Origin of the sequence: Sulfitobacter sp. UBA4523, from assembly GCF_002388305.1 — a bacterium.
GTDB lineage: Bacteria > Pseudomonadota > Alphaproteobacteria > Rhodobacterales > Rhodobacteraceae > Sulfitobacter > Sulfitobacter pontiacus.
This window is the reverse complement of sequence record NZ_DGMH01000022.1, coordinates 102,650-128,837: the sequence shown is the minus strand read 5'-3', so window position 1 is coordinate 128,837 and position 26,188 is coordinate 102,650. Positions and strand designations below refer to the sequence as shown.

The 26,188-nt window shown below is 61.3% G+C and carries 29 protein-coding genes; 11 read left to right on the top strand and 18 right to left on the bottom strand.

Features of this window, described 5'->3' with window-relative positions:
- Positions 1–9 precede the first annotated feature (9 nt).
- Complete coding sequence (locus B3849_RS05370) at positions 10–171, top strand: TetR/AcrR family transcriptional regulator C-terminal domain-containing protein (protein WP_286779902.1); 162 nt, start codon at positions 10–12, stop codon at positions 169–171.
- Here the strand turns inward: B3849_RS05370 and paaK are convergent.
- Together paaK and paaI are read right to left on the bottom strand one after the other, a co-directional pair.
- On the bottom strand, positions 168–1,478 hold the full coding sequence (gene paaK / locus B3849_RS05365) for a phenylacetate--CoA ligase PaaK (protein ID WP_278424940.1): 1,311 nt from the start codon (positions 1,476–1,478) through the stop codon (positions 168–170). The two genes, B3849_RS05370 and paaK, sit on opposite strands and share 4 nt — an antisense overlap.
- Entirely contained in the window at positions 1,475–1,912 is a 438-nt protein-coding gene (gene paaI / locus B3849_RS05360) for a hydroxyphenylacetyl-CoA thioesterase PaaI (RefSeq protein ID WP_074636457.1), read from the bottom strand. The genes paaK and paaI overlap by 4 nt, the downstream gene beginning before the upstream one ends.
- Before the next feature lie 113 nt (positions 1,913–2,025).
- Here paaI and B3849_RS05355 point away from each other — a divergent pair, with 113 nt between their 5' ends.
- Positions 2,026–2,376 carry a DUF2794 domain-containing protein gene (locus B3849_RS05355; protein WP_037942884.1) on the top strand — a complete coding sequence of 117 codons (351 nt, stop codon included), beginning with the start codon at positions 2,026–2,028 and terminating at the stop codon, positions 2,374–2,376.
- 31 nt (positions 2,377–2,407) lie between these two features.
- On the opposite strand, the gene B3849_RS05350 is transcribed toward B3849_RS05355, so the two are convergent.
- The 3 genes from B3849_RS05350 to B3849_RS05340 all read right to left on the bottom strand — a co-directional run bounded on the left by B3849_RS05350 (position 2,408) and on the right by B3849_RS05340 (position 5,041).
- Entirely contained in the window at positions 2,408–3,217 is an 810-nt protein-coding gene (locus B3849_RS05350; protein ID WP_278424939.1) for a C40 family peptidase, read from the bottom strand.
- Positions 3,214–4,596, bottom strand: coding sequence for a leucyl aminopeptidase family protein (locus tag B3849_RS05345; protein WP_278424938.1), 1,383 nt, complete (start codon positions 4,594–4,596; stop codon positions 3,214–3,216). The genes B3849_RS05350 and B3849_RS05345 overlap by 4 nt, the downstream gene beginning before the upstream one ends.
- Positions 4,597–4,663: 67 nt before the next feature.
- Positions 4,664–5,041, bottom strand: coding sequence for a hypothetical protein (locus B3849_RS05340; protein WP_005850435.1), 378 nt, complete (start codon positions 5,039–5,041; stop codon positions 4,664–4,666).
- 149 nt (positions 5,042–5,190) lie between these two features.
- Between B3849_RS05340 and B3849_RS05335 the strand changes: the two genes are divergently transcribed.
- Together B3849_RS05335 and B3849_RS05330 are read left to right on the top strand one after the other, a co-directional pair.
- Positions 5,191–5,841, top strand: coding sequence for a carbonic anhydrase (locus tag B3849_RS05335; RefSeq protein WP_278424937.1), 651 nt, complete (start codon positions 5,191–5,193; stop codon positions 5,839–5,841).
- A 40-nt stretch (positions 5,842–5,881) separates the two neighbouring features.
- The gene (locus B3849_RS05330) at positions 5,882–6,481 is read left to right on the top strand and encodes an NYN domain-containing protein (protein WP_037942652.1); all 600 of its coding nucleotides are present in this window, start codon (positions 5,882–5,884) and stop codon (positions 6,479–6,481) included.
- A gap of 99 nt (positions 6,482–6,580) precedes the next feature.
- Here the strand turns inward: B3849_RS05330 and B3849_RS05325 are convergent, their stop codons facing one another.
- The 8 genes from B3849_RS05325 to B3849_RS05290 form a co-directional block, all read right to left on the bottom strand.
- On the bottom strand, positions 6,581–7,603 hold the full coding sequence (locus B3849_RS05325) for an aspartate-semialdehyde dehydrogenase (protein WP_005850430.1): 1,023 nt from the start codon (positions 7,601–7,603) through the stop codon (positions 6,581–6,583).
- Positions 7,604–7,679: 76 nt separating this feature from the next.
- Entirely contained in the window at positions 7,680–8,855 is a 1,176-nt protein-coding gene (locus tag B3849_RS05320; protein ID WP_278424936.1) for an MFS transporter, read from the bottom strand.
- Entirely contained in the window at positions 8,852–9,628 is a 777-nt protein-coding gene (locus B3849_RS05315) for an HpcH/HpaI aldolase/citrate lyase family protein (protein ID WP_278424935.1), read from the bottom strand. The genes B3849_RS05320 and B3849_RS05315 overlap by 4 nt, the downstream gene beginning before the upstream one ends.
- A 93-nt stretch (positions 9,629–9,721) precedes the next feature.
- Positions 9,722–10,627, bottom strand: coding sequence for a sugar kinase (locus tag B3849_RS05310; protein WP_278424934.1), 906 nt, complete (start codon positions 10,625–10,627; stop codon positions 9,722–9,724).
- 3 nt (positions 10,628–10,630) lie between these two features.
- Positions 10,631–12,415 (bottom strand): IlvD/Edd family dehydratase, encoded by a 1,785-nt coding sequence (locus B3849_RS05305; RefSeq protein ID WP_286779889.1) that lies wholly within the window; start codon positions 12,413–12,415, stop codon positions 10,631–10,633.
- Positions 12,416–12,425: 10 nt separating this feature from the next.
- Complete coding sequence (locus B3849_RS05300) at positions 12,426–13,751, bottom strand: TRAP transporter large permease (RefSeq protein WP_005850423.1); 1,326 nt, start codon at positions 13,749–13,751, stop codon at positions 12,426–12,428.
- Complete coding sequence (locus B3849_RS05295) at positions 13,751–14,326, bottom strand: TRAP transporter small permease subunit (protein WP_037942663.1); 576 nt, start codon at positions 14,324–14,326, stop codon at positions 13,751–13,753. The genes B3849_RS05300 and B3849_RS05295 overlap by 1 nt, the downstream gene beginning before the upstream one ends.
- Before the next feature lie 60 nt (positions 14,327–14,386).
- Positions 14,387–15,409 (bottom strand): TRAP transporter substrate-binding protein, encoded by a 1,023-nt coding sequence (locus B3849_RS05290; RefSeq protein ID WP_278424931.1) that lies wholly within the window; start codon positions 15,407–15,409, stop codon positions 14,387–14,389.
- A 118-nt stretch (positions 15,410–15,527) separates the two neighbouring features.
- Here B3849_RS05290 and B3849_RS05285 point away from each other — a divergent pair, with 118 nt between their 5' ends.
- Positions 15,528–16,562, top strand: a complete 1,035-nt coding sequence (locus B3849_RS05285; protein ID WP_278424930.1) for a LacI family DNA-binding transcriptional regulator — start codon at positions 15,528–15,530, stop codon at positions 16,560–16,562.
- A gap of 82 nt (positions 16,563–16,644) precedes the next feature.
- Here B3849_RS05285 and B3849_RS05280 read toward each other — a convergent pair whose 3' ends face one another.
- The gene (locus B3849_RS05280) at positions 16,645–17,319 is read right to left on the bottom strand and encodes a winged helix-turn-helix domain-containing protein (RefSeq protein ID WP_037942669.1); all 675 of its coding nucleotides are present in this window, start codon (positions 17,317–17,319) and stop codon (positions 16,645–16,647) included.
- A gap of 1 nt (position 17,320) precedes the next feature.
- Complete coding sequence (locus B3849_RS05275; RefSeq protein WP_009825534.1) at positions 17,321–17,614, bottom strand: hypothetical protein; 294 nt, start codon at positions 17,612–17,614, stop codon at positions 17,321–17,323.
- A 188-nt stretch (positions 17,615–17,802) separates the two neighbouring features.
- Here B3849_RS05275 and B3849_RS05270 point away from each other — a divergent pair, with 188 nt between their 5' ends.
- The 3 genes from B3849_RS05270 (at position 17,803) to B3849_RS05260 (ending at position 20,387) form a co-directional block, all read left to right on the top strand.
- Positions 17,803–18,381, top strand: coding sequence for a hypothetical protein (locus B3849_RS05270; protein ID WP_278424929.1), 579 nt, complete (start codon positions 17,803–17,805; stop codon positions 18,379–18,381).
- Positions 18,382–18,567: 186 nt separating this feature from the next.
- Positions 18,568–19,185 (top strand): ribonuclease HII, encoded by a 618-nt coding sequence (locus tag B3849_RS05265; RefSeq protein WP_278424928.1) that lies wholly within the window; start codon positions 18,568–18,570, stop codon positions 19,183–19,185.
- Between the two features lie 101 nt (positions 19,186–19,286).
- The gene (locus B3849_RS05260; RefSeq protein ID WP_005850409.1) at positions 19,287–20,387 is read left to right on the top strand and encodes a site-specific DNA-methyltransferase; all 1,101 of its coding nucleotides are present in this window, start codon (positions 19,287–19,289) and stop codon (positions 20,385–20,387) included.
- A gap of 149 nt (positions 20,388–20,536) precedes the next feature.
- Here B3849_RS05260 and B3849_RS05255 read toward each other — a convergent pair whose 3' ends face one another.
- Positions 20,537–21,688 carry an alkane 1-monooxygenase gene (locus B3849_RS05255; RefSeq protein WP_278424927.1) on the bottom strand — a complete coding sequence of 384 codons (1,152 nt, stop codon included), beginning with the start codon at positions 21,686–21,688 and terminating at the stop codon, positions 20,537–20,539.
- A gap of 78 nt (positions 21,689–21,766) precedes the next feature.
- Positions 21,767–22,831, bottom strand: coding sequence for an A/G-specific adenine glycosylase (locus tag B3849_RS05250; protein ID WP_278424926.1), 1,065 nt, complete (start codon positions 22,829–22,831; stop codon positions 21,767–21,769).
- A gap of 84 nt (positions 22,832–22,915) precedes the next feature.
- On the opposite strand from B3849_RS05250, the gene B3849_RS05245 reads away from it, so the two are divergent.
- From B3849_RS05245 to B3849_RS05235, 3 genes are read left to right on the top strand one after another with little or no spacing between them, the layout of a single operon-like run.
- Positions 22,916–23,425 carry a DUF721 domain-containing protein gene (locus B3849_RS05245; RefSeq protein WP_005850403.1) on the top strand — a complete coding sequence of 170 codons (510 nt, stop codon included), beginning with the start codon at positions 22,916–22,918 and terminating at the stop codon, positions 23,423–23,425.
- 13 nt (positions 23,426–23,438) lie between these two features.
- Positions 23,439–24,134 carry a DsbA family protein gene (locus tag B3849_RS05240; RefSeq protein ID WP_009825529.1) on the top strand — a complete coding sequence of 232 codons (696 nt, stop codon included), beginning with the start codon at positions 23,439–23,441 and terminating at the stop codon, positions 24,132–24,134.
- Positions 24,134–25,246: a CaiB/BaiF CoA transferase family protein gene (locus B3849_RS05235; protein WP_005850400.1), complete on the top strand. Its 1,113-nt coding sequence runs from the start codon at positions 24,134–24,136 to the stop codon at positions 25,244–25,246. The genes B3849_RS05240 and B3849_RS05235 overlap by 1 nt, the downstream gene beginning before the upstream one ends.
- Positions 25,247–25,291: 45 nt before the next feature.
- On the opposite strand, the gene lpxK is transcribed toward B3849_RS05235, so the two are convergent.
- Positions 25,292–26,188 (bottom strand): tetraacyldisaccharide 4'-kinase (lpxK, locus tag B3849_RS05230; RefSeq protein ID WP_286779888.1); only part of this gene is annotated, 897 nt, incomplete at its 5' end.

Sequence of the window (26,188 nt, the reverse complement as noted above, 5' to 3'; positions counted from 1 at the left end):
CAGCTGCGTATGGAGGACCCGCTACTGGCAGCCGACCAATTCGGAGAGCTTTGCAAGGGGGATGTCTGGCTGCGACTGACCTTTGGTATCATCGACAGGATTTCTCAGGCAGAGATCGACCGCGTGGTAGACAGCGCGGTCGATATGTTTCTGGCGCGCTACGCGGCTTAGCCCTTGGGCCGGTTGTCGATAATCCGTACTGCTTTGCCTTCGGAACGGGTGATGGTGTTCACATCGCCGACGTCGATCATCACGCTGATGCCCACGGTTTCCTTGATCTGCGCGGCCAGCTGCTGTGCCGCTGTTTGCCGGGCGGCATCGTCGACGGTGGCGTCGACACATTCGCACAGCACCCGCATCTGATCCATGCGGTCGGGCTTGCTGAGCTCGATCTGGAAATGCGGGGCGAGACCGGGGGTGGCCATCAGCGCCTCTTCGATCTGGGTGGGGAAGACGTTGACGCCGCGCAGGATGATCATGTCGTCGCTGCGGCCGGTGACTTTCTCCATCCGGCGCATGCTGCGGGCGGTGCCGGCGAGCAGGCGGGTCAGATCGCGGGTGCGGTAGCGGATGATGGGAAACGCCTCTTTGGTGAGCGAGGTAAAGACCAGCTCCCCCTGTTCGCCATCGGCCACGGGCTGTCCGGTTTCGGGGTTGATGACCTCGGGGTAGAAATGATCCTCCCAGATGTGCAAACCGTCTTTGGTTTCAACACATTCGCAGGATACGCCGGGGCCCATAATCTCGGACAGACCATAGATATCGACAGCGTGCATATCAAACGCCTGTTCAATCTCGAGCCGCATGGCATTGGTCCAGGGTTCGGCCCCGAAGATACCCACTTGCAACGAAGACTGGCGCGGATCGATGCCCTGGCGCGCGTATTCATCCAGGATCGACAGCGCATAAGAGGGTGTGACCGTGATGCCGTCGGGTTTGAAATCCTCGATCAGGCGGACCTGTCGCGGGGTCATCCCGCCCGAGATCGGTACGGTGCTTAGCCCAAGGCTATCCGCCCCCAGATGCACCCCCAACCCTCCGGTAAACAGCCCGTAGCCATAGGCGTTATGCAGCATGTCGCCGGGTTTCAGCCCTGCCGCGCGCAAGGACCGCCCCATGACGCTGCCCCAATTGGCAAGGTCATTCTTGGTGTAGCCCACGACCGTCGGCTGGCCGGTGGTGCCCGAGGACGCATGAATGCGCGCCAACTGGTCCCGCGGCACGGCGAACATGCCGAAGGGGTAGTTGTCGCGCAGGTCGGTTTTCACGGTGAAGGGGAATTTCGCCAGATCGCTCAGGTCGTTCAGGTCGTCGGGGTGGACGCCCGCTGCATCGAAGCTTTGACGGTAGAAAGGCACATTCGTATAGGCGTGGTGCAGGGATTTTTCCAGCCGCTCTAATTGCAGGGCGCTGATTTCATCGCGGCTGGCAAGCTCGATCGGGTCAAGCGATGATCGGGCAGGCGTGAGGTCTTTCATGGGGTCATTTCCTCCTCGAAATGGTGGCCTTTGATGGTGCGTGACAGGCCACGGAACAAGGCGATGGTGCGCCCGTCCTCCCCCGTGACTGTCACGTCATAGACGCCGGAGCGTCCGGTTCTGGATTGTTCGCGCGCCGCCGCGTGCAGCCGTTCGCCAGCCTTCCCCGGTGCGAGGTAGGAAATCTGGTTCTGCTGGGCGACGGCAAGCTGGTTGTAGCTGTTGCAGGCGAAGGCAAAGGCGCTGTCGGCGAGGGTGAAGATATACCCGCCGTGGGCGATGCCGTGGCCGTTCAACATGGCCGCGGTGACCACCATCGACAGCTCCGCCGCGCCGGGGGCGATATGGTCGATGCGCATCCCCAAAGATTGGCTGGCCGTATCGGTGGACCACATGGCAGCGGCGGATTTTTCGGCGCGGAGTTGCGGGGTCATAGCGGGCCTTTATGTTTCACAATGTGGATGCTTGCACAGATAATGTAACGCTTTCAAGAGAATTGATCGGTGGCTCTCTTGATTTGAGCGGCGAAGGGCGCAACTGTCAAAACATGACAGTGCATATTCATCCCTCACACCCGCAGAATGAACGCGCGCCCGAACAGGTTTCCTTTCACCGGACGGAGCTTGGCCCGATCCTGTCGCTTTATGGGCGCATGGTCGCGGCGGGGGAATGGCGCGACTATGGAATCTCTTCGCTGCGCGAGGTCGCGGTGTTTTCAATCTTCAGACGCACTGCAGAGATGCCGCTTTACCGGATCGAGAAACGCCCCAAGCTGCGGTTGAAGCAAGGGATGTACGCGGTGATCGGGGCCAATGGGCAGGTGCTGCGCCGCGGTCAGGATCTGGCTGCCGTGCTGCGCGTGCTGGAACGCAAGATGATCCGCGCCGTCGACCCCTAGACCGCCGCGCCGGTCGAGGGGGTGGATGGATTTAAGGCCATTTGGAAGGGCTTAGCCGTTTGTGCCCGGTCAGCGGGCCGTCGGTTTTGGCGATACGGGTCAGCGCGTCCTGGATGGGTTCGCGGGTGACGGCCATATGATGCGCATTGGCGTGGATCATGGTGGCGGGGTCGAGGACCAGCGCCACATGGCCTTTCCAGAACAGAAGGTCATTGCGTTGGATGTCGCGCGGGACGGGGCCTGCACCTGCCACGGTGTCGGCAAAGCTGGTCTGCTGCTGGTCGCTGTCACCGGGGCAGGGAATGCCGCAGGCGAGGAAGGCGGCCTGAACGAGGCCCGAGCAATCGATCCCCCAGCGGCTGTTCCCGCCCCAGAGGTAGGGCGTGCCGAGAAACAGCTCCGCGACGGCGGCGGGGTCCGGGAAAGCGTGCGGCAGGGGGGCGAGGTGTTGGGTCGGGATATGGCCAAGCGAGGTCTGGGCAAACCGGCCTTCCGTTCCCGTCACCACAACGCGGCTGCCAAAGCTGAGGCTGCTGACATCCGGTGATTTCAGATCGGCACGCGTATAGGCGTGGGTGGCGGGTGCGGTGACGACGTGAGTCGGGGGGACCGCAGGGCCGATGGCGGTTTCGGATATGTAACCGCAGTAGTTGTCCTTGGTCAGTTGCACATAGGCGGTGCCATCGGTGCGATCCAGCACGGTCAGCGCCTCACCGTAAAGCGCTTGCCGGTCGCGGGGGCCGTCGGGACTGCGGTTCAGATCAACGACCGGTAGGGTGATCTGCGCCGCCGTCTTTTCGGTGATCCGCTCGGGGTCGGGATGCAGGCGTCGGTCGGTCATTTTGACAAGATCGCCCCGAGGCTGGCATGCAGCGCGCGTGTGGCCTGACCAACGCCGCCTTTGGCGCGGGCAGGGGCGGCGCTTGGTTGCCAGCCGTAGATGTCGAAATGCGCATAGGCGCTGTCGGTGACGAAGCGACGCAGAAACAGTGCGGCGGTGATACAGCCTGCGAACCCGCCAGAGGGGGCGTTATCCAGATCGGCGATACCGGGTTCGATCAGCGGCTCGTAGGGCGTGTGGAAGGGCATACGCCAGACGGGGTCGGCGTGGGTGGCGGCAGCGGATTCCAACGCGGCGACGAAATCGGGATCGTCGCTGAAATAGGGTGCCAGATCGGGGCCCACGGCGACCCGTGCGGCACCGGTCAGCGTCGCCATAGAGATAATCTGATCGGGCTTGTCCTCGTCCGCCAGTGCCAGCGCATCGGCCAGCACCAACCGGCCTTCGGCGTCGGTATTGTTGATCTCGACCGTGAGGCCCTTGCGCGAGGTCAGGATGTCTTGGGGGCGGAAAGCATTGCCGGAGACCGCGTTTTCAACCGCGGGGATCAGCACGCGCAGTTGCAGGTCCATCCCCGTGGCCATGATCATATGCGCCAGACCCAGCACCGCCGCCGCGCCACCCATATCCTTTTTCATCAGACCCATCGACGCGCCGGGTTTCAGGTTCAGCCCACCGGTGTCAAAACACACGCCTTTGCCCACCAGCGTCAGCTTTTTCCCGGTTTTGCCCCAGGTCAGGTCGATCAGCCGGGGCGCGCGGTCGGCGGCGCGGCCGACGGTATGGATCAGCGGCAGGTTCTGCGCCAACAGATCGTCGCCCGTGATGACAGAGATCCGCGCCCCGTGTTGATCTGCGAGTTTACGTGCTGCGGCTTCCAGATCGGGTGGGCCCATATCCGAGGCGGGCGTGTTGATCAGGTCGCGGGTCAGCATCTCCCCTTCGGCGAGGGCGCGGATGTGATCGGCGTCGATCCCAGCGGGCGCAACAAGGCGGGCGGCCATCGGCGATTGCGTGGCATAGCGGTCAAACCGATAGGACGCGAGCAGCCACCCCAAAGCCTCCACCGCGAGCTCTGCCGCGGGCAGGTCGGCGTGCAGGTCATAGTCGCCCTTGGGCAGCTTTGCCGCGGCACCTGCCAGATGGAAGCGCCCCCGTTTGCGGGCGCTGGCCGTGCCGTAGCCCGCCAGAGCCATGCGCAGCGCGCCATCTTCGCTCGGCAGCGTCAACGCCTGCCCCAACGCGCCGGTAAACCCCTGTGCCGCGACCCAAGTGCGTGTGGCATCGGATTGCCCGTCGAGCCAGTCAGGCAGGGCATCGGACGCAATCAGATACAGCGGGATCGCAGCGGCGGAGGGATCGGCGAAGAGAGCGGACATAGGGCTGGGCCTTTCGTGCGTGATAGTCGCGCGCAGCCTAGACGTATCCTGTGGCGCTGCAAGCCCGTCAAAGGGTCACATCCTGCGTGTCCCAGATTGCGGTCAGCGACCGTTCGCCGATGCGGATCAGCCGCGTTAGCGTCGCCCCGATCGCGACGTGACTGTTCTGGTCGATCGCGCAGATCACATCCCCCGCGACGTTTGCCAGCTTTTGCAGCCCCACCTGTTCGGCAATCGCGATCAGCGATCGGCAGTTTTTACGCAGCTCAAGCCAGTTGGATGCCTGATATAGACGGTCGCAGTGGGACATGCGCAGGGCCAATTCCTCCATCGCGCGACAGACGACATCTTCGGCCCCTGATTCACCCAGTTGGTCATACAGGATACCCAGACGTTCCTGATCTACGCGGACTTGTTCGACTGGCCGCATTTGCAATACATACATTAGAGTCACCTCATCATTACGCCCCCACAGCGCATCTGCACTATGTCGGCCAATTGATGTCCAATTCGTTTACGGCCGTGTGCGTTTTCGCTCGAATACGATGCGAATTCAGAGTATTTTGGCTAAAATTTAGTAAAGGCGAGACAGAGATGGATAACGCGAAACCGCTCCCGAATTATCTGGTTCAACGGTATCACGGATGGAAAGCAACCAGTTACGCTGAAAACGAGGCATGGTACCGCCGTTTGGCCACCGACGGGCAGCATCCTCGTGCGATGATCATTTCGTGCTGCGATAGCCGCGTGCATGTAACATCGATCTTTGGGGCGGATCAGGGTGAATTCTTTATTCACCGTAATATCGCCAACTTGGTGCCACCTTACCAGCCTGACGGGCAGCAGCACGGGACGTCGGCCGCGGTTGAATATGCGGTTCAGGCGTTGAAAGTCGCGCATGTTATCGTGCTCGGTCACTCCAGCTGTGGCGGTGTGCAGGGCTGTCTGGACATGTGCAAAGGCAACGCGCCAGCGCTGGATGCCAAAGACAGCTTCGTCGGTCGGTGGATGGATATCCTGCGCCCGAAATACGATGCGGTGTCGGACATCGAAGACCCGAAAGAGCAGGCACGCCAGCTTGAGAAACATGCTGTTATGACCTCTCTTGAGAACCTGATGACGTTCCCCTTTGTGGCGCAGCAGGTCAAAGCGGGCGAGCTGACGTTGCATGGCCTGTGGCACAACATCGGCGAGGGCGGGCTTGAGTGCTATAGCGCCGATAAAGAGATGTTCCGGCCCGTATAATGGGCTGGTCTGACAGGGACGGTTCCGGCGGCACCTGCGCGTGATCGTTCCTGCGCTTTTGCTGACCGTGTCGATTATTGGTACGGTCATCGCGACCTCCCAGCCGGTTTGGGGGGATCTGGTTTTGCTGGCGGGGCCTTGTGCCATCGCCAGCGCCATCTTGCTCCTGCGCGAGGCGCGGGTCTGGCTGGCGGGGCAATCCCGGCGCAGTGCCCGTGGGGCGGTGGTGATTGACGGATCAAACGTCATGTACTGGTGGGGTGGTACGCCGCTGATCACGCCCGTGCAGGACGTGGTGCGGACCCTGAAAGACCTTGGCTTCAAGACAGGCGTGGTCTTTGATGCCAACGCAGGGCATCTGTTGACGAACGCTTACAAAGATGATGCGGCGCTGGCGGCGATGCTGAAGCTGCCGGTGGATCAGGTGATGGTCGTGCCAAGCGGATCGCCGGCCGATCCCTTTATCCTGACCGCCGCCCGCGAGATGGGGGCGGTTGTCGTGAGCAATGACCGCTACCGTGACTGGGCCGATGACTTTCCCGAGGTGCTGCGACGCGGACATCTGATCAAGGGCGGATACCGGCAACAAGAGCTGTGGTTCGACTTTGCCACGCTGTCAGACGAACAGAGCGCCGCCTGATGGCCAAAGCGCCCGCGGCAGCGTTGATCTGAACATGCCGGACATGAAAAAGGCCAGCGCATCGCACTGGCCTTTCCCGACATAAAGATCAGGGGGCGCTTAGCCTTTTTTCAACACTTCGCGGCCCAGCAGTTCCGCGATCTGCACGGCGTTCAATGCGGCACCCTTGCGCAGGTTGTCGCTGACACACCACAGGTTCAGACCGTTGTCGATCGTGCTGTCCTGACGGATGCGGCTGATGAAGGTTGCGAAATCGCCCGCACATTCAACGGGGGTGACATAGCCACCGTCTTCGCGCTTATCGATCACCATGATACCGGGGGCTTCGCGCAGGATGTCGCGGGCCTCGTTCTCGTCCAGATGCTCTTCGAACTCGATGTTGATCGATTCGGCGTGGCCCACGAAGACCGGAACGCGGACACAGGTCGCTGTGACCTTGATTTTGGGATCGACGATTTTCTTCGTCTCTACCATCATCTTCCACTCTTCTTTCGTGTCACCGCTATCCATGAAGACGTCGATATGCGGGATCACGTTAAAGGCGATCTGTTTGGTGAATTTCTTCGCGGGCTTGTCGTCGGTGGGGTTGTAGATCGATTTGGTCTGGTCCCACAGTTCGTCCATGCCGTCTTTGCCCGAACCGGACACCGACTGGTAGGTCGACACGACAACACGTTTGATCGTGGCGCGGTCGTGCAGCGGCTTGAGCGCGACAACCATCTGCGCGGTCGAGCAATTCGGGTTCGCGATGATGTTTTTCTTGGAATAATCGTGGATCGCGTCGGCGTTCACCTCTGGCACGATCAGCGGGATATCGGGATCGTAGCGGTACAGCGACGAGTTATCGATGACCACGCAACCGGCCTTGGCGGCCTTGGGCGCGTATTTTTTGGTCGCTTCCGAACCGACGGCGAACAACGCCATATCCCAGCCCGTGAAGTCGAACGTATCCAAGTCTTTCGTCTTGAGCGTCTTGTCGCCAAAGCTGACTTCGGATCCCATAGACTTGCGCGAGGCAAGTGCCACGATTTCGTCTACAGGGAAGTGGCGCTCGGCCAGAATGTTCAGCATTTCACGGCCCACATTGCCTGTGGCACCCGCGATGACGACGCGATAACCCATCTTAAAACTCCAATACTAAAATGTGATGGTGCGGGCCTCTTATACCGCTTGGGCCCGCGGGGGAAGGGGGCGCGGCCTATTCGCCTGCATCGCGGGAAAACAGGTAGACGAACAGACCCGCTGCCATGAGCGCGGCAAACAGGGTGAAAATCATCACATAGGGGGCCTGCGCGGTGACGGCGGGCTGGCTGGCCGCATAGACGCGCCCCGAAAGGAACTGCGCCACGCCAACGCCCCCAATGCTGCACAGGTTCAACAGGGTCATGCCCCGCCCGACCAGCTGCGGCGGCATAAAGCTGCGGCCGTGGGCAATGATCACCGCATAGGTCGCGCCAAAGAAACCGACAGCGGCCATCAGCGCGGTGGCAAGAATGATGCCGCTGTCGGGGAAAAGCGTAAGCGCCACCAAGGCCGCGAGGTTCAGCGCCGTGCCCCCTACAATCACCCATTTCGTGCTGCCGATCACGCGGTCCAGCGGGCCATAGGCGAGGCTGCCTGCCACCATCGCGATGCCCATCAATAGGGTCGCCCAGCCGATCTGGTGAGCGTTCGCGGCAAAGACATCCTCGAAATAGGGACCGATCCAGAGCCCGCGCAACGCGCCGACCTGGGCGTAGCTGACGCTCATGATGGGAAAGATGAACCACAGCGCCTTGATCTTGAACACGCCAAGGAGGCTGCCGCGTTGCTCCCCTTCGGGGGTGGCGGGGTCGCGCACGACGCTCCAGATGCCAATCGCCGTCAGCGTGGTGATGGAGCAAAGCCCCCAAAGCGACGCGCGCCAGCCGATCGTTTCCGCCGCAATCGCCATCGGATAGGATGCGACGAGATTGCCAAGCGTGCCGATGCCCACCATGATAGAGGCGAGCACGACAAAGCGGCTTGGTGCGAATTCACGCGCAAAGATATAATAGGCTCCCATCAACACCGGCGCACAGCCGATCCCGATCAGGACCATCGCCAGATTGATGTGCAGCGGCTGCGTCGCCACCGCGAACAATGCCGCCCCGCCGCCTCCGCCCACCAGCAGCAAGCTGGCCGCCGTGCGCCGCGGCCCGACTGTATCCAGCGCCCATCCCACAGGCAGTTGCATCGCCGCAAAGGAGAAGAACCACAGCCCCGACGCAAAGGCGAGGTCTTCGGGCGTGGCCCCCAGATCAACCCGCAGTGACGGGCTGAGCACGGCGAGAAAGGCACGGAAAAACTGGCTGAGCACATAGCCCAGCCCCAACAAAGCTACCCCGCGCGTCATGTCAGTGTGTCACGCCATTTTCCCGCAAGCGCTTGCGCCGCGTGGCTGAGCAGCAGAACATCCGCCCCGACCGCAACAAACTGCGCCCCGGCCTCAAGCGCGTCGCGGGTCATGTCGTCGTGGGTCGACAGGATGCCCGGCGCCTTGCCCGCCGCGTGGATCTTGTGCAGCGCGGTCATGATCGCGTCTTGTACATCGGGGTGAAGCGCATTGCCCATATACCCCATATCAGCCGCCAGATCCGCAGGGCCGATGAACACGCCGTCGATCCCGTCGACCGCGAGGATCGCATTCAGGTTCTCAAGGCCCTTCACGCTTTCGACCTGCACCAGCAGGCAGATCTCATCATCCGCCGTGGTGCCGTAATCCGCGATCTGCGAGAAACGCGCGGCACGGGTCAGCGCATAGCCGACGCCGCGGTCGCCGTGAGGCGGATAGGTGACATCGCGCACCAGTTGGCGGGCCTGATCGGCGTTATCCACCATAGGCACCAGCAGGGTCTGCGCCCCCGCATCCAGCATCTGTTTGATCAGATAGGTCTCCCCCACGGGGACGCGCACGACGGGATGGCTGTCAGAGGCTTCAAGCACCTGAAGCTGCGCCATGATAGAGCGCAGGTCGTTCGGCGCGTGTTCCCCGTCAATGACCAGCCAGTCAAAACCGGCGGTCCCCATCAGTTCGGCGCTATAGGTGTCCCCAAGACCCAACCAGCAGCCAAAGACGGTATCGCCTTGTTTCAAAGCCTGTTTGAACGCGTTGAAGGGGGCTGGCATGGGCATGATCCTTGGTGCTGTTTCGGCGTACCCTAGGGTCAAGCATCACGGAGTGTCCAGAGGGCGCGCTGCCCCCGTCGCGCAGGCGTTCGCTTAACCCGCCGCCATGTCGGCAACAGTGGGCAGCGGGGCGACGGCGCCGTAGCCCTGGACAGACAGCGCAGAGGCCGCGACGGCGTAGCGGCATGCGGCTTCGGGGGTGTCACCTTTTGACAGGTGGGTCAGGAAGGCCCCGTCGAAACAGTCTCCGGCACCTGTGGCGTCGACGGCTGTGACCCGAACACCGGGGATATGCGTTATCGTCCCGGCGTGCCCCAGAAGCGCGCCGTCCTCTCCGAGGGTCAGGGCAACTACGTCCGGCCCCATTTTGTGAAATGCCCGCACGATGTCTTCGGGGGTGTCCAGACCCGTAATCTGGCGCGCGTCATCCAGACCCGGCAGCGCGATATCCGCCAGCCCGAGCGCTTGGGTAATCACGGAACGGGCTTGCTCAAGGGGCCAGAGCGCCAGCCGCAAGTTCGGATCGAAAGACACCTGCCGTCCGGCCGCCCGTGCGATACGCATCGCCTCCAGACCGGCATCGCGCGCGCTGGCACTGATCGCCAGAGTGATGCCCGACAGATGGGTGAACCGGGCGCTCTCTATGGCCTCAACAGGCAAGCTGTCTGCGGTCATTCTGCTGGCAGCAGATCCTGCGCGACGATATTCGAACCGGTGCCCATCTGACCCGTGGCGCACGAAGTAGAGCCCCGTCGGGGCTGATGCGTCCGTCGCAACGCAGGACGCGTCGACGCCCTCGCGGCTCCAAAGATTGCGAAGCTCTTGCCCGAAACCGTCGTCGCCCAAGCGCGTTGCGATGGCGCTGCGCGCGCCGAGGCGGGCAGCGCCAATGGCGACGTTTGACACGTCACCACCGAACCCCTGATGCCACTGCGTCCCGTCGATCTGGTTGAACTCGACCAGCGGTTCGCCGATGCAGATAATATCCAAGTCGCGCATGGGTCAGTGGTTGTTGCGCGGCAGGCCGCGGCTGGTGATGTCGCGGTATTCGGTAGCACCTTCAAAGACCATACCTTCGGAGAAGGGGCGTACTTTCTCGCGGAAGATCTCTTGCCAGGGGGATTGGCTTTCCGGCTGCGCATAGCCCCCCGCAGCGTCAAGGGCCGCGCGGCGCGCGGCAAGCTCGGTTTCGTCCAGCAGCACATCAACGCGGCGCTGTTTCAGGTCGATGCGGATGGGATCGCCGTCTTGCAACAGCGCAAGCCCGCCACCATCCGCAGCTTCGGGCGACGCGTTAAGGATCGACGCCGAGCCAGAGGTGCCCGACTGCCGCCCGTCGCCGATACATGGCAGTGCGCGGACGCCCTGTTTGATCAGATAGCTTGGCGGGCGCATGTTCACCACCTCGGCCCCGCCGGGATAGCCCTTGGGCCCTGCGCCACGCATCACCAGAACACTGTCGTCGGTCAGCCCCAACGCGGGGTCATCGATGCGGGCGTGAAAGTCTTCTGGCCCGTCGAATACCGTGACACGGCCTTCAAAAGCCTCTTGTGCGTTCGAGAAATAGCGCGCCCGAAAGCCCGCGTCGATGGCAGAGGTTTTCATCAAGGCGCTGTCGAACAGGTTGCCGCGCATGTTCAGGAAACCCGCATTGGGTTTCAACGGTGACGCCGCGCGGCGGATCACATCCTCATCAAGGATCGGCGTGTCGGTGTAGAGTTCGGCGATCGTTTGACCGGTCACAGTCAGCGCATCGGGATGTGGCAAAAGCCCGGCCCGCAACAATTCACCGATCACAGCGGCTGTGCCCCCCGCGCGGTGGAAGTCTTCGCCCAGATAGGTGCCGACCGGCTGCATATTGACGAGGAGTGGCACGGCGTGGCCGAATTCTTCCCAATCTCCGTTGCTCAGCGCGATGCCAAGATGCGCGGCGATGGCATTGAGGTGGATCGGCGCATTTGTTGAACCGCCAAGCGCGGAGTTGACGACAATGGCATTCTCGAAGGCTTCGCGCGTCATGATCTGGGCCGGGCGCAGGTCTGCATGGACCATATCAACGATCCGTTTTCCCGTATGATAGGCTGCTTGCCCGCGTTCGCGGTAAGGTGCGGGGATAGAGGCAACGCCGGGCAGCTGCATGCCCAAAGCCTCTGACAGGGAGTTCATCGTCGACGCGGTGCCCATCGTGTTGCAGAACCCGACCGAGGGGGCGGAAGAGGCCGCGATCTCGAGGAATTCTTCGGCGTCGATTGTGCCGGCCGCCAGTTCTTGCCGCGCTTGCCAGATCACCGATCCCGATCCTGCGCGTTCGCCCCGGTGCCAGCCGTTCAGCATCGGTCCGACAGAGAAGGCCAGGGCGGGCATGCCCACCGTCGCCGCTGCCATCAGCAGCGCCGGCGTGGTTTTGTCACAGCCAATGGTCAGCACGACGCCGTCGATCGGATAGCCATACAGGCTTTCGACGAGGCTAAGATAGGCGAGGTTACGGTCCAGCATCGCGGTCGGACGCTTACCGGTTTCCTGGATAGGATGCACCGGAATTTCCATCGGGATGCCTCCGGCGGCGATGATCCCGTCGCGGGTCCGTTTGGCCAGCTCGATATGGTGGCGGTTGCAAGGGCTCAGGTCGCTGCCGGTCTGCGCGATCCCGATCACCGGCTTGCCTGACCGCAGTTCTTCAAGCGTGAGCCCGTAGTTCAGGTAGCGTTCAATATAGAGCGCGGTCATCTCCGGATCGTCGAGATTGTCGAACCACTTACGGGAGCGCAGAGATTTGGTGTCGGTCATAATTCGTCTTTCAGCGGCCGGTCACGCCGGGGAAGGCAATGAGAATAGCGAGCGCGAGGATTTGAAGGGCAATGAAGGGCAGGAGAGAGCGAAAGATCTCTCCCAAAGAGATATCGGGTGGTGTCACCGACTTGAGATAGAAGGCGGCGGGACCAAAGGGCGGCGACAGGAAGCTGACCTGCATGTTCATGGCGAAGACCACACCGAACCACACAGGATCAAGACCAAGATCGCGAATGATCGGGACAAAGATCGGCATGGTCAGCAGCGCAATCCCTACCCAGTCCAGAAACATCCCAAGGACAAAGAGGATCGCCATCATGAACAAGACAATCACGGTTGGATTGTCGGACACGCCGGTGATCAGGTTAGAGACAAAGGTGATGCCGCCCATCAGGTTAAAGACCCCGACCAGTGCCGAGGCACCGATCCCGATCCAGACGATCATCCCGACGGTCGCGAGGGTCCGCTTGGCCGCGCCCACCATCAGCTCTGTGGTGAATTCGCCGCGGATCATCGTGGACAGGGTCACGCCGATCACCCCGATGGCAGAGGCTTCGGTGACCGAGGCAATGCCGCCATAGATCGACCCCAGCACAAAGATCACCACCATGATTGGCAAGATCAACCCTTTGAGCAGACGCATCTTCTCGGCTGTCGAGGTCTCGTCCGGTTCCGGGATCGGGGCGATGTCGGGGTTCATATAGGCCCGCACCAGCACGTAGATGATATAGAAGCTTGCCAGCATCAGACCGGGCAGGAAGGACGCGGTGAACAGATCCCCGATAGAGACGGACGCCGTCAGACCATAGATGATCAACACGATGGACGGGGGCACCATTGTCCCCAAGGCCCCGCCCGCGCAGCAGACGCCGATGGCGAGACGCCGGTCATAGCCAAGCCGCAACATCTGGGGTAGCGCCAGCAGACCCAGTAGCACCACCTCGCCCCCGATGATGCCGGACATGGCGGCCAGTACCACGGCGACCAGCAAAGTCTGGATCGCGATGCCGCCCCGCAGACGGCCACCGACCACGCGCATGGCGTCGAACAGATCGCGTGCAATGCCCGACCGATCAAGGATCGCGGCCATCAATACGAACATCGGTACGGACACGAAGACGAAGGAATTGACGAAGCTGAAGATGCGGCTGGTGATCAACGGCACGGCCATTGGCCCGAACCAGCCAAGCGCAAAGATCAGCGCCACGAGCAGGGTCACGAAAGCCAGTGGCATGCCGGTGATCAGCAGCAGGAACAAGGTGACGAACATCGCCCCTGTCGCCACTTCGATCCCCATGGCCTTAAAGTCGAACAGCGCTGTGAGAAGGTCCATCACCGGTCCTGTTTTGTCATGTAGTTCCAAGCAAGCACAGCGAACTGCACGGCCATGACCACGAGAATTGTAAAGAGAAAGATTTTAAGCATCCCCGGCGTGGGCGGATCCCATGCGCTGCCGCTGCTTTCCAGCCGGATCGCACCGGTTGGCGTCCAGACCGCACGCACAAGGCTTTGCCATGCGGCCCAGCCGAAGAAGGCCGTCGCCACGAGGCAGACCAGCGAAATCACCACATTGAAAATGCGCCGCCACGGGGCTGACAGGTAGTCATAGATCAGGACCACACGGATATGCGCATCCCGCGATACCACATAGAGCCCACCGTAAACAAAGGCGGTGGCGTTTAGAAAGATCACCGTCTCATGCGCCCAGATCGTGGGGGCGTCAAAGACATAGCGCAAGACCACCTCGATCCCGAGGATCGCGGCAGAGGCGAGGATCGCAAAGGCAAAAAGGATGCCGATCCGGTCGATGCCGCGCCCTAGCAGCCCGGCCTCCGGGATCGCCCCCTTGGGTGCGTCAATATCCACTGGTGCGCTGGCCGCGACGTTGGGATCTGTCCTGTCTTGCATGTGCCCCTCCCGAGCGTTCACCCCTCCGGTCTGTCCGGAAGGGTGCTGGTGCTTCGGCGCTTATTTCAGCAGCCCGTTTTCTTCGAGATAGGCGGTCAGCGTGTCATAGACCTTGCGCGATGCGTCGGATGCTTCGGCCGCCTTCTCCCATTCGGTCTTGGCGAAGGCGCGGAATTTCGCACGCTCTTCATCGGACCAATTGTGCACGGTGATATCGGTGTTGGCTTCGGCTTCTTTCACCGCGGCCATGTCACGTTCGGCCAAGGTCGACACCTGGAGCTGCCGGAAGTCTTTTACGGACTCCACCAAGGCGCTTTGGATATCCTCGGGCATCGAATCCCATACACCTTTGTTGATCGACACCTCGACCAGCGGCATGGAGTGGAAGCCGGGATATACCGGATGGTTCGCCACGTCATGCATGCCCTGCGCGTGGTTGGTCGAGAAGACGGTATAATCCGCCGCGTCGATCACGCCCTTGTCAAGCGAGGTGAACACCTCGGAGCCAGGCAGGTTGACCGGAGACGCGCCCGCCGCGGCAAAGACTTTCTGCACCATGCCTTCGGGGGCGCGCATTTTCAGCCCCTTCAGATCGTCCACACCGTCCAGCGGCACCTTCGACAAAAACGCCTCGAGGCCGGGGGTCGTCGCGCCGATGAAATGCAAACCGTAGGGTTCAAGCATTTCGTTCATCAGCTCATTGCCGCCGCCGTTCTCCATAAAGTCGAACATCTGCTGCGGGTCTGACCATGCCCCGACCGGATTGGCAATCAGACCAAACGCCGGCTCTTTCCCTGCGAAATAAGAGGTATCGGTGACGTGGCCATCAATAATGCCAGCCGCCACGGCATCCTGAGATTCAGTATGGGCGACGATTGTTTCAACGGGCAGCAGATCGACCTCGACGCGGCCGTCGGTTTTGGCGGCGACGTCTTTGGCCCATTCTTGCTGAAGCAAGAAGTTGGCGTTGCCTGCCGGATCAGATGACTGGAACTTGAGCGAAAAATCTTGTGCAGCAGCGGCACCGGCCAGCCCGGCGCTGACAAGTGCGGTTGCGGCCAGAAGCCTAGCGGTAAAGCGCATGTGTTTATCCTCCCTAAAAAGTCGTGACCGTAAACGGTGACGATGGGCGGACGCTAATGACAGCGCTGTCATCTGTCAACTATTCACAAGGACCTGCGCACGTGATAGGTTTCATCACATGGAAAAGAACACTAAATACAAGCGGGTTACGTTGAATGAAGTCGCGGCAGAAGCCGGTGTCAGCGCTATCACGGTATCGCGGACGATTCGTGCCCCCGACATGGTCTCGGCTGGTGTGCGAAAGAAGGTTCAGGCTGCGATCGAACTGCTTGGGTATGTACCGGATCAAGCCGCTTCGGCGCTTGCGTCCGAGCGGACAAATGTGGTGGGTCTGCTGGTCCCATCGCTGACCAACGCGGTGTTTTCTGACGTCTTGCGCGGTGTTTACGATGTGATCGACGGGTCGGGCCTATCGGTGCAAATCGGTAATTTCCGCTATAGCCCCAGCAAGGAAGAAAACCTTTTGCGTACCTTCCTGCGTCAGCGCCCTGCGGGGCTGATTGTGGCAGGGATCGACCAAACCGACGCAGCACGGACCCTGCTCAAGTCCGCCCCCTGTCCCGTTGTGCAGATTATGGACGTGTCGGACTCTCCGATTGATCTCATGATCGGGTTCTCGCACTACGATGGTGCGGTCGAAGGCACGCGGCACTTGATCGATGCGGGGTACAAAAAGCCCGGATTTCTGGGCGCGCGAATGGACCCGCGCTCGCAGGCGCGGCTTGCGGGTTTCACAGCCGAAGCGCAGGCGCGCGGCGTGTATGATCCAACCCGCGTGATCACGACGACCCACCCGTCCTCGGTGGGTATGGGCGGGCAACTGCTGAGCGATCTTCTTGCGCAAGCGCCAGACACCGATGCTGTGTTCTGCAATAATGACGACCTCGCCGCCGGCGCGCTGTTCGAGGCCGAACGCCGTCGCATCAACGTCCCCAACGATCTGGGTATCTGCGGCTTCAACGACCTTGAAATGTCGCGGCACCTGAACCCGGGCATTACCTCTGTCGCGACGCCGCGCTATGAGGTCGGCGCAGGGGCAATGACCCTGCTTCGGGACGCAATCGCTGACCGCGCGGCCATCCAAACGCCGCATATCCGGCTCGGCGTGGAGCTGATAAAGCGCGGATCGACAAGGCGGGGATACCCTCGTTAATAGCACGAGGTCGGGCAGAGGGGGCGCTGCCCCCGTCGCGCAGGCGCGACTCCCCCGGAGTTTTCAGGGCAAAATGAAGCGGTCAGATGACCTTGATCACGTCTTTGTCGATGGCCAGCATATAGCCGCGCCGCGCGATATTCTTGACCAGCAGTTCCGACACGATCTGGTTGCCCAATGTATCGCGCAGACGTTTGATGCGCGTGGCCCCTGCTGCTTCGTCGCAGTCAGCGGCGGTCCGGCCCGAGATCATGCCCTCGATCTCGGAGCCTGAGAGCACGTCGTCATCCATGCGCGCTTCGGCAAGGACCGACATCGTTTCCATCGCGGCGGCGGTCAGTTTGAAGCCGAGGTTGTTGAGATAGACGGTGTTTTCCTCGCGGCTGATCAGGAGCGAGTTTACTTGTATCCCCACCCGTTCGATCTGCGCCATGCGGCGGTTGAAGCCCACGAGCATGATCAGGAACACCAGCGCCGCGACCAGCATGGCCGTCGCAAAGACCAGCAGCACGATGATCACGATCCGGTAGCTCGACAGGGTTTCGGAAAACGCGGTGCCCGATTGTGCGAGAATTTCAAGCAGTTTGATTTCGGCTTGAGTCGTCAGGTCGTCGTTCTCGACAAAGATGCGTTCGACTTGCGCGTTAAAGGCATTGGCGTCGGGCAGGGCCCATAGCAACAGCCCTGCGCCGATCAGAATGATCGCCACGACGGCCGCGATACCACCGCCGACAAAACGCCCGCCCGTGCGGCGCATCTCAGAAGCGGAGGAAATTTGGTCCGGCACTCGCTTTCCTTTGGTTTAGGCCATCCTTGCCAAAGACAGAGACGATCGTCAGCAACGTCCAGCCATTTGCAGCCAGCCGGTCCGTCAATTGGGCCTGCGCCGAGGCACGGCTGCAATCACCGGATACCTGCGCCACACCATAATGCAGGCGCAAGGGGTTTTCCTGCTTTGCCTTGTAATCGGCAAAACATTCCGCCGCTTGGGCAGAGGGGGCGGAGAGGGCCAGAAGCCCCGCAGCAGCCAGGGAAAGGAGGATGTGTTTCATGACGATCAGACTGCGCCTATCCGGGCGGATATTCAATATCCATTGGGTCTGTACCGCTTTGTTATTCGATAACAGGGGGGTGTTATTGCCTGTCTGAGGGGGGGCGGCCAGTTTGATCCCACGGCCTCGCTCTTGATGGCTTTGCATGGGGTGCTTCCCATGTTGCCCCCAACCGAAAGGATCAGACAATGCGCTTTACATTGCACCATAAATTCATCGCCTCGATTGCAGCCGCAGCCGTCGCTATCACCGCCTTTACCGCTGCCCCCGCCGCCGCGGGCGACCGCAACAGGGATTTGGCGAAAATCGCGGCCGGTATTCTGGGCGTGGCCATTGTCGGCAAGATCATTCACGACAAGAACAAGCGCGACGAAGAACGTGCCCGGCAGGAAGTATCAAAGCACCGCCATGCGCCAAACACTGTGTACCGCGCCCCACGCCCTCAACGGGCCGAGCGCGTGCCCGTCTACCGCGCGCCGCAATCGCGCCACCGGGTAGAGCCGCGTCCGCTGCCCAAGGGCTACAAGCGCAAGCAGCATCACACCCATGCCAATGCCAAGCTGCTGCCCAAACAGTGTTTCCAGAGCTTCGACACGCGTCGCGGTCAGGTGCTGATGTTCGGCCGCCGCTGTCTTGAGAATAATTTCCGTCATGCCAACCGTCTGCCGCAGCAATGCGCGCAGCAGATCCGGACCCATCGGGGCACCCGCTATGGATATGACGCCCGCTGCCTGCGCGGCGCGGGATACAGTTTGGCGCGCGGTTAATCTCAGCGTGCCAATACCGGGGGCATTTCGATGCTCTCGGGTGGGGAAGGGAGGGATGTTCGGGCATCCCTCCCTTTCTTATGTGCTGTGGATATCTTTAGCGATTGTGACATCGCGGTCTTCGCAAGGTCACAATTCGCTTGGGCGGGGCTTGAGCTTTGGCGCGGGTTGGGGTTTTCACGGGTCATGAAACCAGATTTTGAATTTGAACGGTCCGCCCATGCGCGCGGCTTTGAGCGAGTCGCCGGCGTGGACGAGGTGGGGCGCGGGCCCTTGGCGGGGCCGGTCACTGCTGCTGCCGTGGTGCTGGACCCGGATCGCATTCCCGAGGGATTGAACGATTCAAAAAAGCTGACCAAACCTGCGCGAGAACGCCTGTATGAAGAGCTTTTGCAGGTTGCGGATGTCAGCGTTGCCCATGCCTCGGTCGAAGAGATTGAAGAGCTCAACATCCTGAGGGCGAGCCACCTTGCCATGCTGCGCGCACTGGAGGGGCTGAAGTCCCCCGCCGATTATGCGTTGATCGACGGCAATATGATCCCGCGCGATCTGACCTTGCCTGCCAAAACCGTGATCAAGGGAGACGCTCGGTCGCAGTCGATTTCCGCGGCCTCAATTGCGGCTAAAATATGTCGAGATTGTGTCATGTTGTCCTTGGCGCAACAGCACCCCGGATATGGCTGGGAAACCAACATGGGATACGGGTCGAAAAAGCACATGGAGGCGTTGCAAAAAATTGGTGTGACCCCACACCATAGACGTTTGTTCAAACCCGTACACAACATGTTGTATCAAGATAAATAACTAACCACTTGATTCAAAAAAGAAATTGACCAGGAATCGTCTGTCGGGGCATCTTGTGGATAACCAAGAGCACACAATGTGCCGGGCAAGAGGCAGCTATTATGAAGACGATGACCAAGGGTGCGGCAGCACTCCCTTTAAACACGATCATTTCTGGCGACTGTATCGAAGCGATGAATGCGCTTCCGGCAGAGTCGGTGGACCTTATCTTTGCAGATCCCCCCTATAACCTGCAGTTGCGTGGCGACTTGCATCGTCCCGACAATTCAAAGGTGGATGCGGTCGATGATGCGTGGGACCAGTTTTCCAGCTTTGCCGTCTATGACAAGTTTACCCGCGAATGGCTGAAAGCCGCGCGGCGTCTGTTGAAACCCAATGGCGCGATCTGGGTCATTGGCAGCTATCACAATATTTTCCGCGTTGGTGCCGCCTTGCAGGATGCGGGTTTCTGGATCTTGAACGACGTGGTGTGGCGCAAGTCGAACCCGATGCCGAACTTTCGCGGCAAGCGCTTTACCAATGCGCATGAAACCATGATCTGGGCCGGCAAGGACGAGAATTCCAAATACACCTTCAACTACGAAGCGTTGAAAGCGCTGAACGAAGGTATCCAGATGCGTAGTGATTGGGTGCTGCCGATCTGCACCGGTCACGAACGTTTGAAAGACGAGATGGGCGATAAAGCGCATCCGACGCAAAAGCCCGAAAGCCTGTTGCACCGTATCCTTGTGGGGTCGACCAACCCCGGTGATGTCGTGCTTGATCCGTTCTTTGGCACAGGCACCACAGGTGCCGTTGCCAAGATGCTGGGCCGCGACTTTATCGGGATCGAACGGGAAGAGGCGTATCGCAAGGTTGCCGAAAAGCGGATCAAATCCGTGCGCAAGTTCGATAAGGAAGCGTTGCAGACCACCACCTCGAAACGCGCCGAGCCGCGCGTGCCGTTTGGCCAGCTGGTTGAACGTGGCATGCTGCGCCCGGGCGAAGAGCTTTATTCCCTGAACGGCCGGTATTCCGCCAAGGTTCGTGCCGATGGCACGCTTGTCGGGAACGAGGTCAAAGGATCGATCCACCAAGTCGGTGCGGCGTACGAGAAAGCGCCAAGCTGCAATGGTTGGACATATTGGTGCTACAAGAAAGACGGCAAACGCGTGCCGATCGATATCTTGCGCCAGCAGATCCGGGCGGAGATGGCCAACTAGGCCTCTCCCCACTTTCACACCCTATTTACGAACACCGCCGGTGTCCTTGCCGCCTCATGAGAAGGCGTGCCCATAAGGACACTCACCTTGGCCCCGCCTTTCATTGGCGGGGTCTTTTTCGTTTCAGGCGGTCTGGGGGGCGGCGATGTTCAGCGGGGATAGGGGGTCTTGCCTGCGTTATACTCGGCCCAGTCTGTGATCTCGGGGTAGTAGGTCCGGCGCCATTCCCGCACCCGCGGGTTCATCACACGCCGCCAGACCCAGGGCATCATCGCGGCCATTGTCATGACGGGGTAGCCATAGGGCAGCTGCGGCGCTTCTGCGTCGCCATAGGTTTGCAGCACGGGAAACCGCCGGTCGGGTTTGTAGTGGTGGTCGGAATGGCGTTGCAGATTGATCAGCAGCCAGTTGGACGCCATATGCGCCGCGTTCCACGAATGACGCGGCTGGACGTGTTCGTATTTGCCGTCACCCAGATGTTTGCGCGTCAGACCGTAGTGTTCTATGTAATTCACCAGCTCAAGCTGCCAGATCGCCACGCCCGCTTGCAGCAGGAACAGTCCCAGACCGACCCAACCGCCAAGGACCACGGCGAGGATCAGGCAGCCTGCTTGCAGCGCCCCATATTTGAAAAACGGGTTGCTCAGGTCGGTCCAGGGTTTGCCCTTGCGTGCTAGCATCGCTTTTTCGGCCTGAAAGCTGGACACCAGCGATTGCCGCAGGACGCGCGGGTAAAAGCGGTGGAACCCTTCGTTATAGCGTGCGGTCACCGGATCGCGCGGGGTGGCGACATAGCGGTGGTGCACCAGCAGATGTTCAGACCGGAAGTGCGAATACAGCACCATCGCCAGCAGTGCATCGGCCCAGAAGCGTTCGCGCCTATTGCGTTGGTGCATCAACTCGTGGGCGTAGTTGATCCCGATGGTGCCCGTCATGACGCCGACGCCGAAGAAGACGGCGGCTTTCTCCCAGCCGGACAGATGCGCGGCCTGTGGCACGTACCATAGCAACCCGAAGAGCGTGAGAAACTGCACCGGCATCCACGCGGTCGTGATCATGCGATACCAGAACAGGTCGCCGTCTGATGCGTCCGGATCGGCATTATCAAGGTTCAGCCCCACGATCGCGTCGATGATCGAAAACAGATACCATGTGACCAGCGGCATCAGGATCACGGTCCAGCCGCCGACGGTGGCTGAGACCCAGACCAGCGGGATCAGCGCAAAGGATAGGGCAAAAGGCAGCGCACGCCGGAACTGCGACAGCTGGTCGGTGCTTATGTTTGTGGTGGGCGAGGTCATGCTGCACGGCCTTTTCGGGTTATCTGGCCCAAGGGGTCGGGCACAGCTTTGGCTGCGACAAACTATGCCGCGCCGCCGCTAACGTAGCAAGTCATAGGCTTTGCGCATCACCGTGGGCAGGTCCGACGGGCGGAAATCATCCCGCACGACAAAGTGCCCGCGTGCTGGCTCCGTGTCATTCGGTAGGGGCGCGTGCATGACGGTCAGCATCAGGTGAAAATGCGTGAACGTGTGCCGCACCTCCCCTGCAAGGGGCTGCCAGTCGGCGGGGGCAGGCGGTGTGCCTGCGGGGCGCGGGCCGTCTGCCTCGATCCAGTCCGTGCCGGGCCAACCGAGCATACCGCCCAGCAACCCTTTGTCGGGGCGCGTCTCAAGCAGCCAGGCACCATCCGCGCGCTGCCCCAGATAGACCGTGCCATGCCGGATCGGCTTCGGCTTCTTCGGGGTCTTCTTGGGCAGTTCGGCCGCCGTGCCATTGCGGCGGGCAAGGCAGGGATCGCGCCAAGGACAAATGCCGCAGGCCGGGGATTTGGGGGTGCAGATCGTGGCCCCCAGATCCATCACCGCTTGGGCGTAATCTCCGGGGCGGGTGGTTGGGGTCAGCGCCTGAGCACGTGCCATGAGGTCGGGCTTGGCGGCGGGCAGTGGGGTGTGGATGTCATAGAGCCGCGCCATCACCCGTTCGACATTGCCATCCAGCACCGTGAACGGCAGATCAAACGCGATAGAGGATACGGCCGCAGCGGTATAGGGGCCAATCCCCGGCAGCTTCAGCAAGGCCGCGTGGTCGGCGGGGAAGTGGCCGTCATGATCGGCCACCACAGCGCTGGCGCATTTCAGCAGATTGCGGGCACGGGCGTAATAGCCCAGTCCGGCCCATTCTCCCATCACATCCGCATCCGCAGCCGCTGCCAGATCAGCGACCGTCGGCCAGCGCGCGGTGAACCGTTGGAAATAGTCGCGCACGGTTGCGACGGTGGTTTGTTGCAGCATCACCTCGCTTAGCCAGATGCGGTAGGGATCGGGGCGCACGCCCGCCGCCCGCGCCGCTGGCGGCACGCGCCAAGGCATCGCGCGCGCATGGACATCGTACCATTCCAGAAGGATCAGCGGGAGGTCGCCGGAGGGGTCGGTGTCACGCAATGTTTATAACCTTTTCGGTTGGGTATGGCTGGTGATACGAGGCGGGATCGCTATGTTGTGGCTAGTCATTCGGGAAAGATAGTCATGGCGCCACGGCGTACCAGTACAAAAGGGTTCAAAAGGACGGATAGCCTGCTTTCGGCCAAGATCCGTCAGGCGAGCGAGACTCGCGGCTTTGCCCAATCCCGTCTGTTGACCCAATGGGCCGAAATCGTCGGTCAGGACGTCGCGGCCATCTCGCGCCCTGTCGAGGTCAGCTATGGCCGGGGCGGTATGGGGGCAACGCTGACCTTGCTGACAACAGGGGCAAATGCGCCGATGCTGGAGATGCAGAAGGAACAGCTGCGCGCCAAGGTGAACGCCATCTACGGGTTCAACGCGATTGCGCGGGTGCGGGTGACCCAGACGGCTGCCACCGGCTTTGCCGAAGGCCAGGTCGCTTTTGCGCCGCAACCCAAGACCCATCCCGAACCGCCGAACGACCCCGTCTTGCAACAACGTGCTGCCGAAACCGTCAGCCCTGTCGCGAACGAGGCCCTGCGCGATGCACTTGCACGTCTGGGCGAGAACATATTGAACAAGACCAAACGCTGAAAAAGGAAATCACATGAAACCGACATTCCCCATCCTTGCGGCTGTTGCCGTAGCTGCCGCAGGTGGCTGGTACGCTTTCAGCGGTACAAATGCCGTGAACAGCACACCGATCAACCCGCTGGTCAGCGCGGCCAACGCGCAGTCCGCCGACACGGCAGAGGCCGATGCGCCTGCTGCAACCACCGAAATTCAGGACATGACATTGGGCAACCCCGATTCAGCGGTCCAGATCATCGAATACGCATCCTACACCTGCCCGCACTGCGCCGCCTTTGACCAAGGCCCGTTCCAGCAGCTCAAGGCGGATTACATCGACAACGACAAGATCGGCTTCACCTACCGCGAGGTCTATTTTGACCGCTACGGCCTTTGGGCGTCGATGGTGTCGCGCTGCGGTGGCGAGGACAAGTTCTTTGGCATTACCGACATGATCTATGCCGGTCAGTCCGAATGGGTCCGCGCCGGAGAGCCTGCCGCGATCGTCGAAGAGCTGCGCAAAATCGGCCGTCTGGCCGGGCTCGACAACGCTGAACTGGACGCCTGCCTGCAAGACGGTGAAAAAGCACAGTCGCTGGTCGCATGGTGGGAAGAAAACCAGAAGGCGGATGACATCAACAGCACGCCAAGCTTCATCATCAACGGCAAGAAATACTCCAACATGCCCTATGCCGAGATGAAAGAGATCATCGACGCAGCGCTGGAAGAATAATGGCGGCCCCGCTGGCAGGGCTCAAGGTTATTGAGCTGGCACGTATTCTGGCAGGCCCTTGGGCCGGTCAGACGCTTTCGGATCTCGGCTGCGAGGTGATCAAGGTCGAAAGCCCGGCGGGCGACGACACCCGCCAGTGGGGGCCTCCGTTCATTGAGCGCGGGGAAGATAAATCCGCGTCGTATTTCCATTCGGCCAACCGGGGCAAAGCCTCGGTTGTTGTCGATCTGACCACCGATGAAGGTCAGGCCAAGATGAAAGAGCTTTTGGCCGATGCCGACATCCTGATCGAGAATTTCAAAACCGGCGGGCTTGCCAAATACGGGATGGATTACGCCAGCCTGTCCAAGCAGTTCCCCAAGCTGATCTATTGTTCTATCACCGGTTTCGGGCAGGACGGCCCCTATGCGCATCGCGCGGGCTATGATTTCATCATCCAAGGCATGTCCGGCCTGATGTCGATCACCGGTGAACCCGACCGTCAGCCGCAGAAACACGGCATGGCGATCACCGATATCTTTACCGGCGTCTATGCCACCACGGCCATTCTGGCAGCGGTACACCAGCGCAGCCAGACCGGCGTGGGCCAGCATATTGATATGGCACTGCTGGATTGCGCTGTTGCGGTGACGGGCAATCAGGCGATGAACTATCTGACCACGGGCAATGCGCCAACGCGGATGGGCAACGCACACCCGAACCTCACCCCCTACGAGGTGTTCACATCCTCTGACGGGCATCTGATCATCGCCACGGGCAATGACGGGCAGTTCCAACGGCTGTGCCGGATGCTGGGGCTGGATGATATGGCAACCTCGGCAGACTATGCCAAGAACGCCGACCGCGTCGCCAACCGGCCCGAGATGATCCGCCGTCTGAACGGGGCTACCAGCCAACGCACCCGCGACGACCTGCTCGCCGCCTGCGAGGCAGAGGGCGTGCCAGCCGGGCCGATCAACGACATGGCCGATATGTTCGAAGACCCCCAAGTCATCGCGCGCGGCATGAAGGTCGAACTGGACGGGGTGCCGGGCATCCGGTCGCCGTTCAAATTCTCGGGCGCTGAACTGGCTTTGCATCGCGCCGCGCCAAAGCTGGGGCAGGACGACTAGCTTCGCCCCGACACGCTGCCGGAGCTTCGCTAGAAGCTCTGGCGGTTATGCCGGTTTCGGCAGTTGATCCAGCGCGGCAAACAGCGCGTTTTCAGGATCGAATTTCAGTCGCACAGGCAGGGTTATCACCTTCATTCTGAAAGACGCGGGCAGACGCACCGCGTCTTTTTCCGTTGTGACCAGCTGGGCGCCGCGCAGGGCGGCATCCGCCTCTAGCCGTCCCATCAGCGCAGGGTTCAGCGGCTGGTGATCCTCCAGCGCTTCGGCGTGGACAATCTCTGCCCCCAGATCGCGCAGGGTGGCAAAAAACTTCTCGGGGTGGCCGATCCCTGCAAATGCCAGCGCGCGGGTGTCGGACCAATCCATCCCCGTTTGCAGGGGGGCGAGTTCGGCGCGCACATGCGGCAGCCCGCCGGGCAAGGCGGTCGCGTCAAACTGCGCCTGATCTGCTGCGCCACCGATGGACAGCACGATATCCGCCCGCGCCAGACCCGTAGCAACGGGTTCGCGCAAGGGGCCCGCAGGCAGGCACAGCCCGTTGCCGAACCCCTTGGCCGCATCCACCACCACAATCGATAGGTCCTGATGCAGCGCGGGGTTCTGGAAGCCGTCGTCCATCACAATCACCGATGCCCCCGCTTCCGCCGCGGCCTGCGCCCCCGCTGCGCGATCCTGCGCAACCCAGACATCGGCAAAAGCGGCCAGCAGCAGCGGTTCATCCCCCACCTGCGCGGCACTGTGGCGCGACGGATCAACCTGCACCGGCCCCTTCAGCGTGCCGCCGTAACCGCGCGACACCACATGGGGCGTATGATACCTGTCGCGCAGGTGTTCGACGACAGCCATGACCGTTGGCGTCTTGCCCGTGCCCCCGGCGTTGATGTTGCCGACGCAGACCACCGGAATATCCAGACGCAGCGGCGTGCCCGCCGCCAGCCTGCC

Bases quoted from the DNA above. Each gene is read 5' to 3' on its own strand.
- B3849_RS05370 (WP_286779902.1), top strand. From the start codon at position 10: ATGGAGGACCCGCTACTGGCAGCCGACCAATTCGGAGAGCTTTGCAAG.
- paaK (WP_278424940.1), bottom strand. From the start codon at position 1,478: ATGAAAGACCTCACGCCTGCCCGATCATCGCTTGACCCGATCGAGCTT.
- paaI (WP_074636457.1), bottom strand. From the start codon at position 1,912: ATGACCCCGCAACTCCGCGCCGAAAAATCCGCCGCTGCCATGTGGTCC.
- B3849_RS05355 (WP_037942884.1), top strand. From the start codon at position 2,026: ATGACAGTGCATATTCATCCCTCACACCCGCAGAATGAACGCGCGCCC.
- B3849_RS05350 (WP_278424939.1), bottom strand. From the start codon at position 3,217: ATGACCGACCGACGCCTGCATCCCGACCCCGAGCGGATCACCGAAAAG.
- B3849_RS05345 (WP_278424938.1), bottom strand. From the start codon at position 4,596: ATGTCCGCTCTCTTCGCCGATCCCTCCGCCGCTGCGATCCCGCTGTAT.
- B3849_RS05340 (WP_005850435.1), bottom strand. From the start codon at position 5,041: ATGTATGTATTGCAAATGCGGCCAGTCGAACAAGTCCGCGTAGATCAG.
- B3849_RS05335 (WP_278424937.1), top strand. From the start codon at position 5,191: ATGGATAACGCGAAACCGCTCCCGAATTATCTGGTTCAACGGTATCAC.
- B3849_RS05325 (WP_005850430.1), bottom strand. From the start codon at position 7,603: ATGGGTTATCGCGTCGTCATCGCGGGTGCCACAGGCAATGTGGGCCGT.
- B3849_RS05320 (WP_278424936.1), bottom strand. From the start codon at position 8,855: ATGACGCGCGGGGTAGCTTTGTTGGGGCTGGGCTATGTGCTCAGCCAG.
- B3849_RS05315 (WP_278424935.1), bottom strand. From the start codon at position 9,628: ATGCCAGCCCCCTTCAACGCGTTCAAACAGGCTTTGAAACAAGGCGAT.
- B3849_RS05310 (WP_278424934.1), bottom strand. From the start codon at position 10,627: ATGCGCGACTTGGATATTATCTGCATCGGCGAACCGCTGGTCGAGTTC.
- B3849_RS05305 (WP_286779889.1), bottom strand. From the start codon at position 12,415: ATGACCGACACCAAATCTCTGCGCTCCCGTAAGTGGTTCGACAATCTC.
- B3849_RS05300 (WP_005850423.1), bottom strand. From the start codon at position 13,751: ATGGACCTTCTCACAGCGCTGTTCGACTTTAAGGCCATGGGGATCGAA.
- B3849_RS05295 (WP_037942663.1), bottom strand. From the start codon at position 14,326: ATGCAAGACAGGACAGATCCCAACGTCGCGGCCAGCGCACCAGTGGAT.
- B3849_RS05290 (WP_278424931.1), bottom strand. From the start codon at position 15,409: ATGCGCTTTACCGCTAGGCTTCTGGCCGCAACCGCACTTGTCAGCGCC.
- B3849_RS05285 (WP_278424930.1), top strand. From the start codon at position 15,528: ATGGAAAAGAACACTAAATACAAGCGGGTTACGTTGAATGAAGTCGCG.
- B3849_RS05280 (WP_037942669.1), bottom strand. From the start codon at position 17,319: ATGCGCCGCACGGGCGGGCGTTTTGTCGGCGGTGGTATCGCGGCCGTC.
- B3849_RS05275 (WP_009825534.1), bottom strand. From the start codon at position 17,614: ATGAAACACATCCTCCTTTCCCTGGCTGCTGCGGGGCTTCTGGCCCTC.
- B3849_RS05270 (WP_278424929.1), top strand. From the start codon at position 17,803: ATGCGCTTTACATTGCACCATAAATTCATCGCCTCGATTGCAGCCGCA.
- B3849_RS05265 (WP_278424928.1), top strand. From the start codon at position 18,568: ATGAAACCAGATTTTGAATTTGAACGGTCCGCCCATGCGCGCGGCTTT.
- B3849_RS05260 (WP_005850409.1), top strand. From the start codon at position 19,287: ATGAAGACGATGACCAAGGGTGCGGCAGCACTCCCTTTAAACACGATC.
- B3849_RS05255 (WP_278424927.1), bottom strand. From the start codon at position 21,688: ATGACCTCGCCCACCACAAACATAAGCACCGACCAGCTGTCGCAGTTC.
- B3849_RS05245 (WP_005850403.1), top strand. From the start codon at position 22,916: ATGGCGCCACGGCGTACCAGTACAAAAGGGTTCAAAAGGACGGATAGC.
- B3849_RS05240 (WP_009825529.1), top strand. From the start codon at position 23,439: ATGAAACCGACATTCCCCATCCTTGCGGCTGTTGCCGTAGCTGCCGCA.
- B3849_RS05235 (WP_005850400.1), top strand. From the start codon at position 24,134: ATGGCGGCCCCGCTGGCAGGGCTCAAGGTTATTGAGCTGGCACGTATT.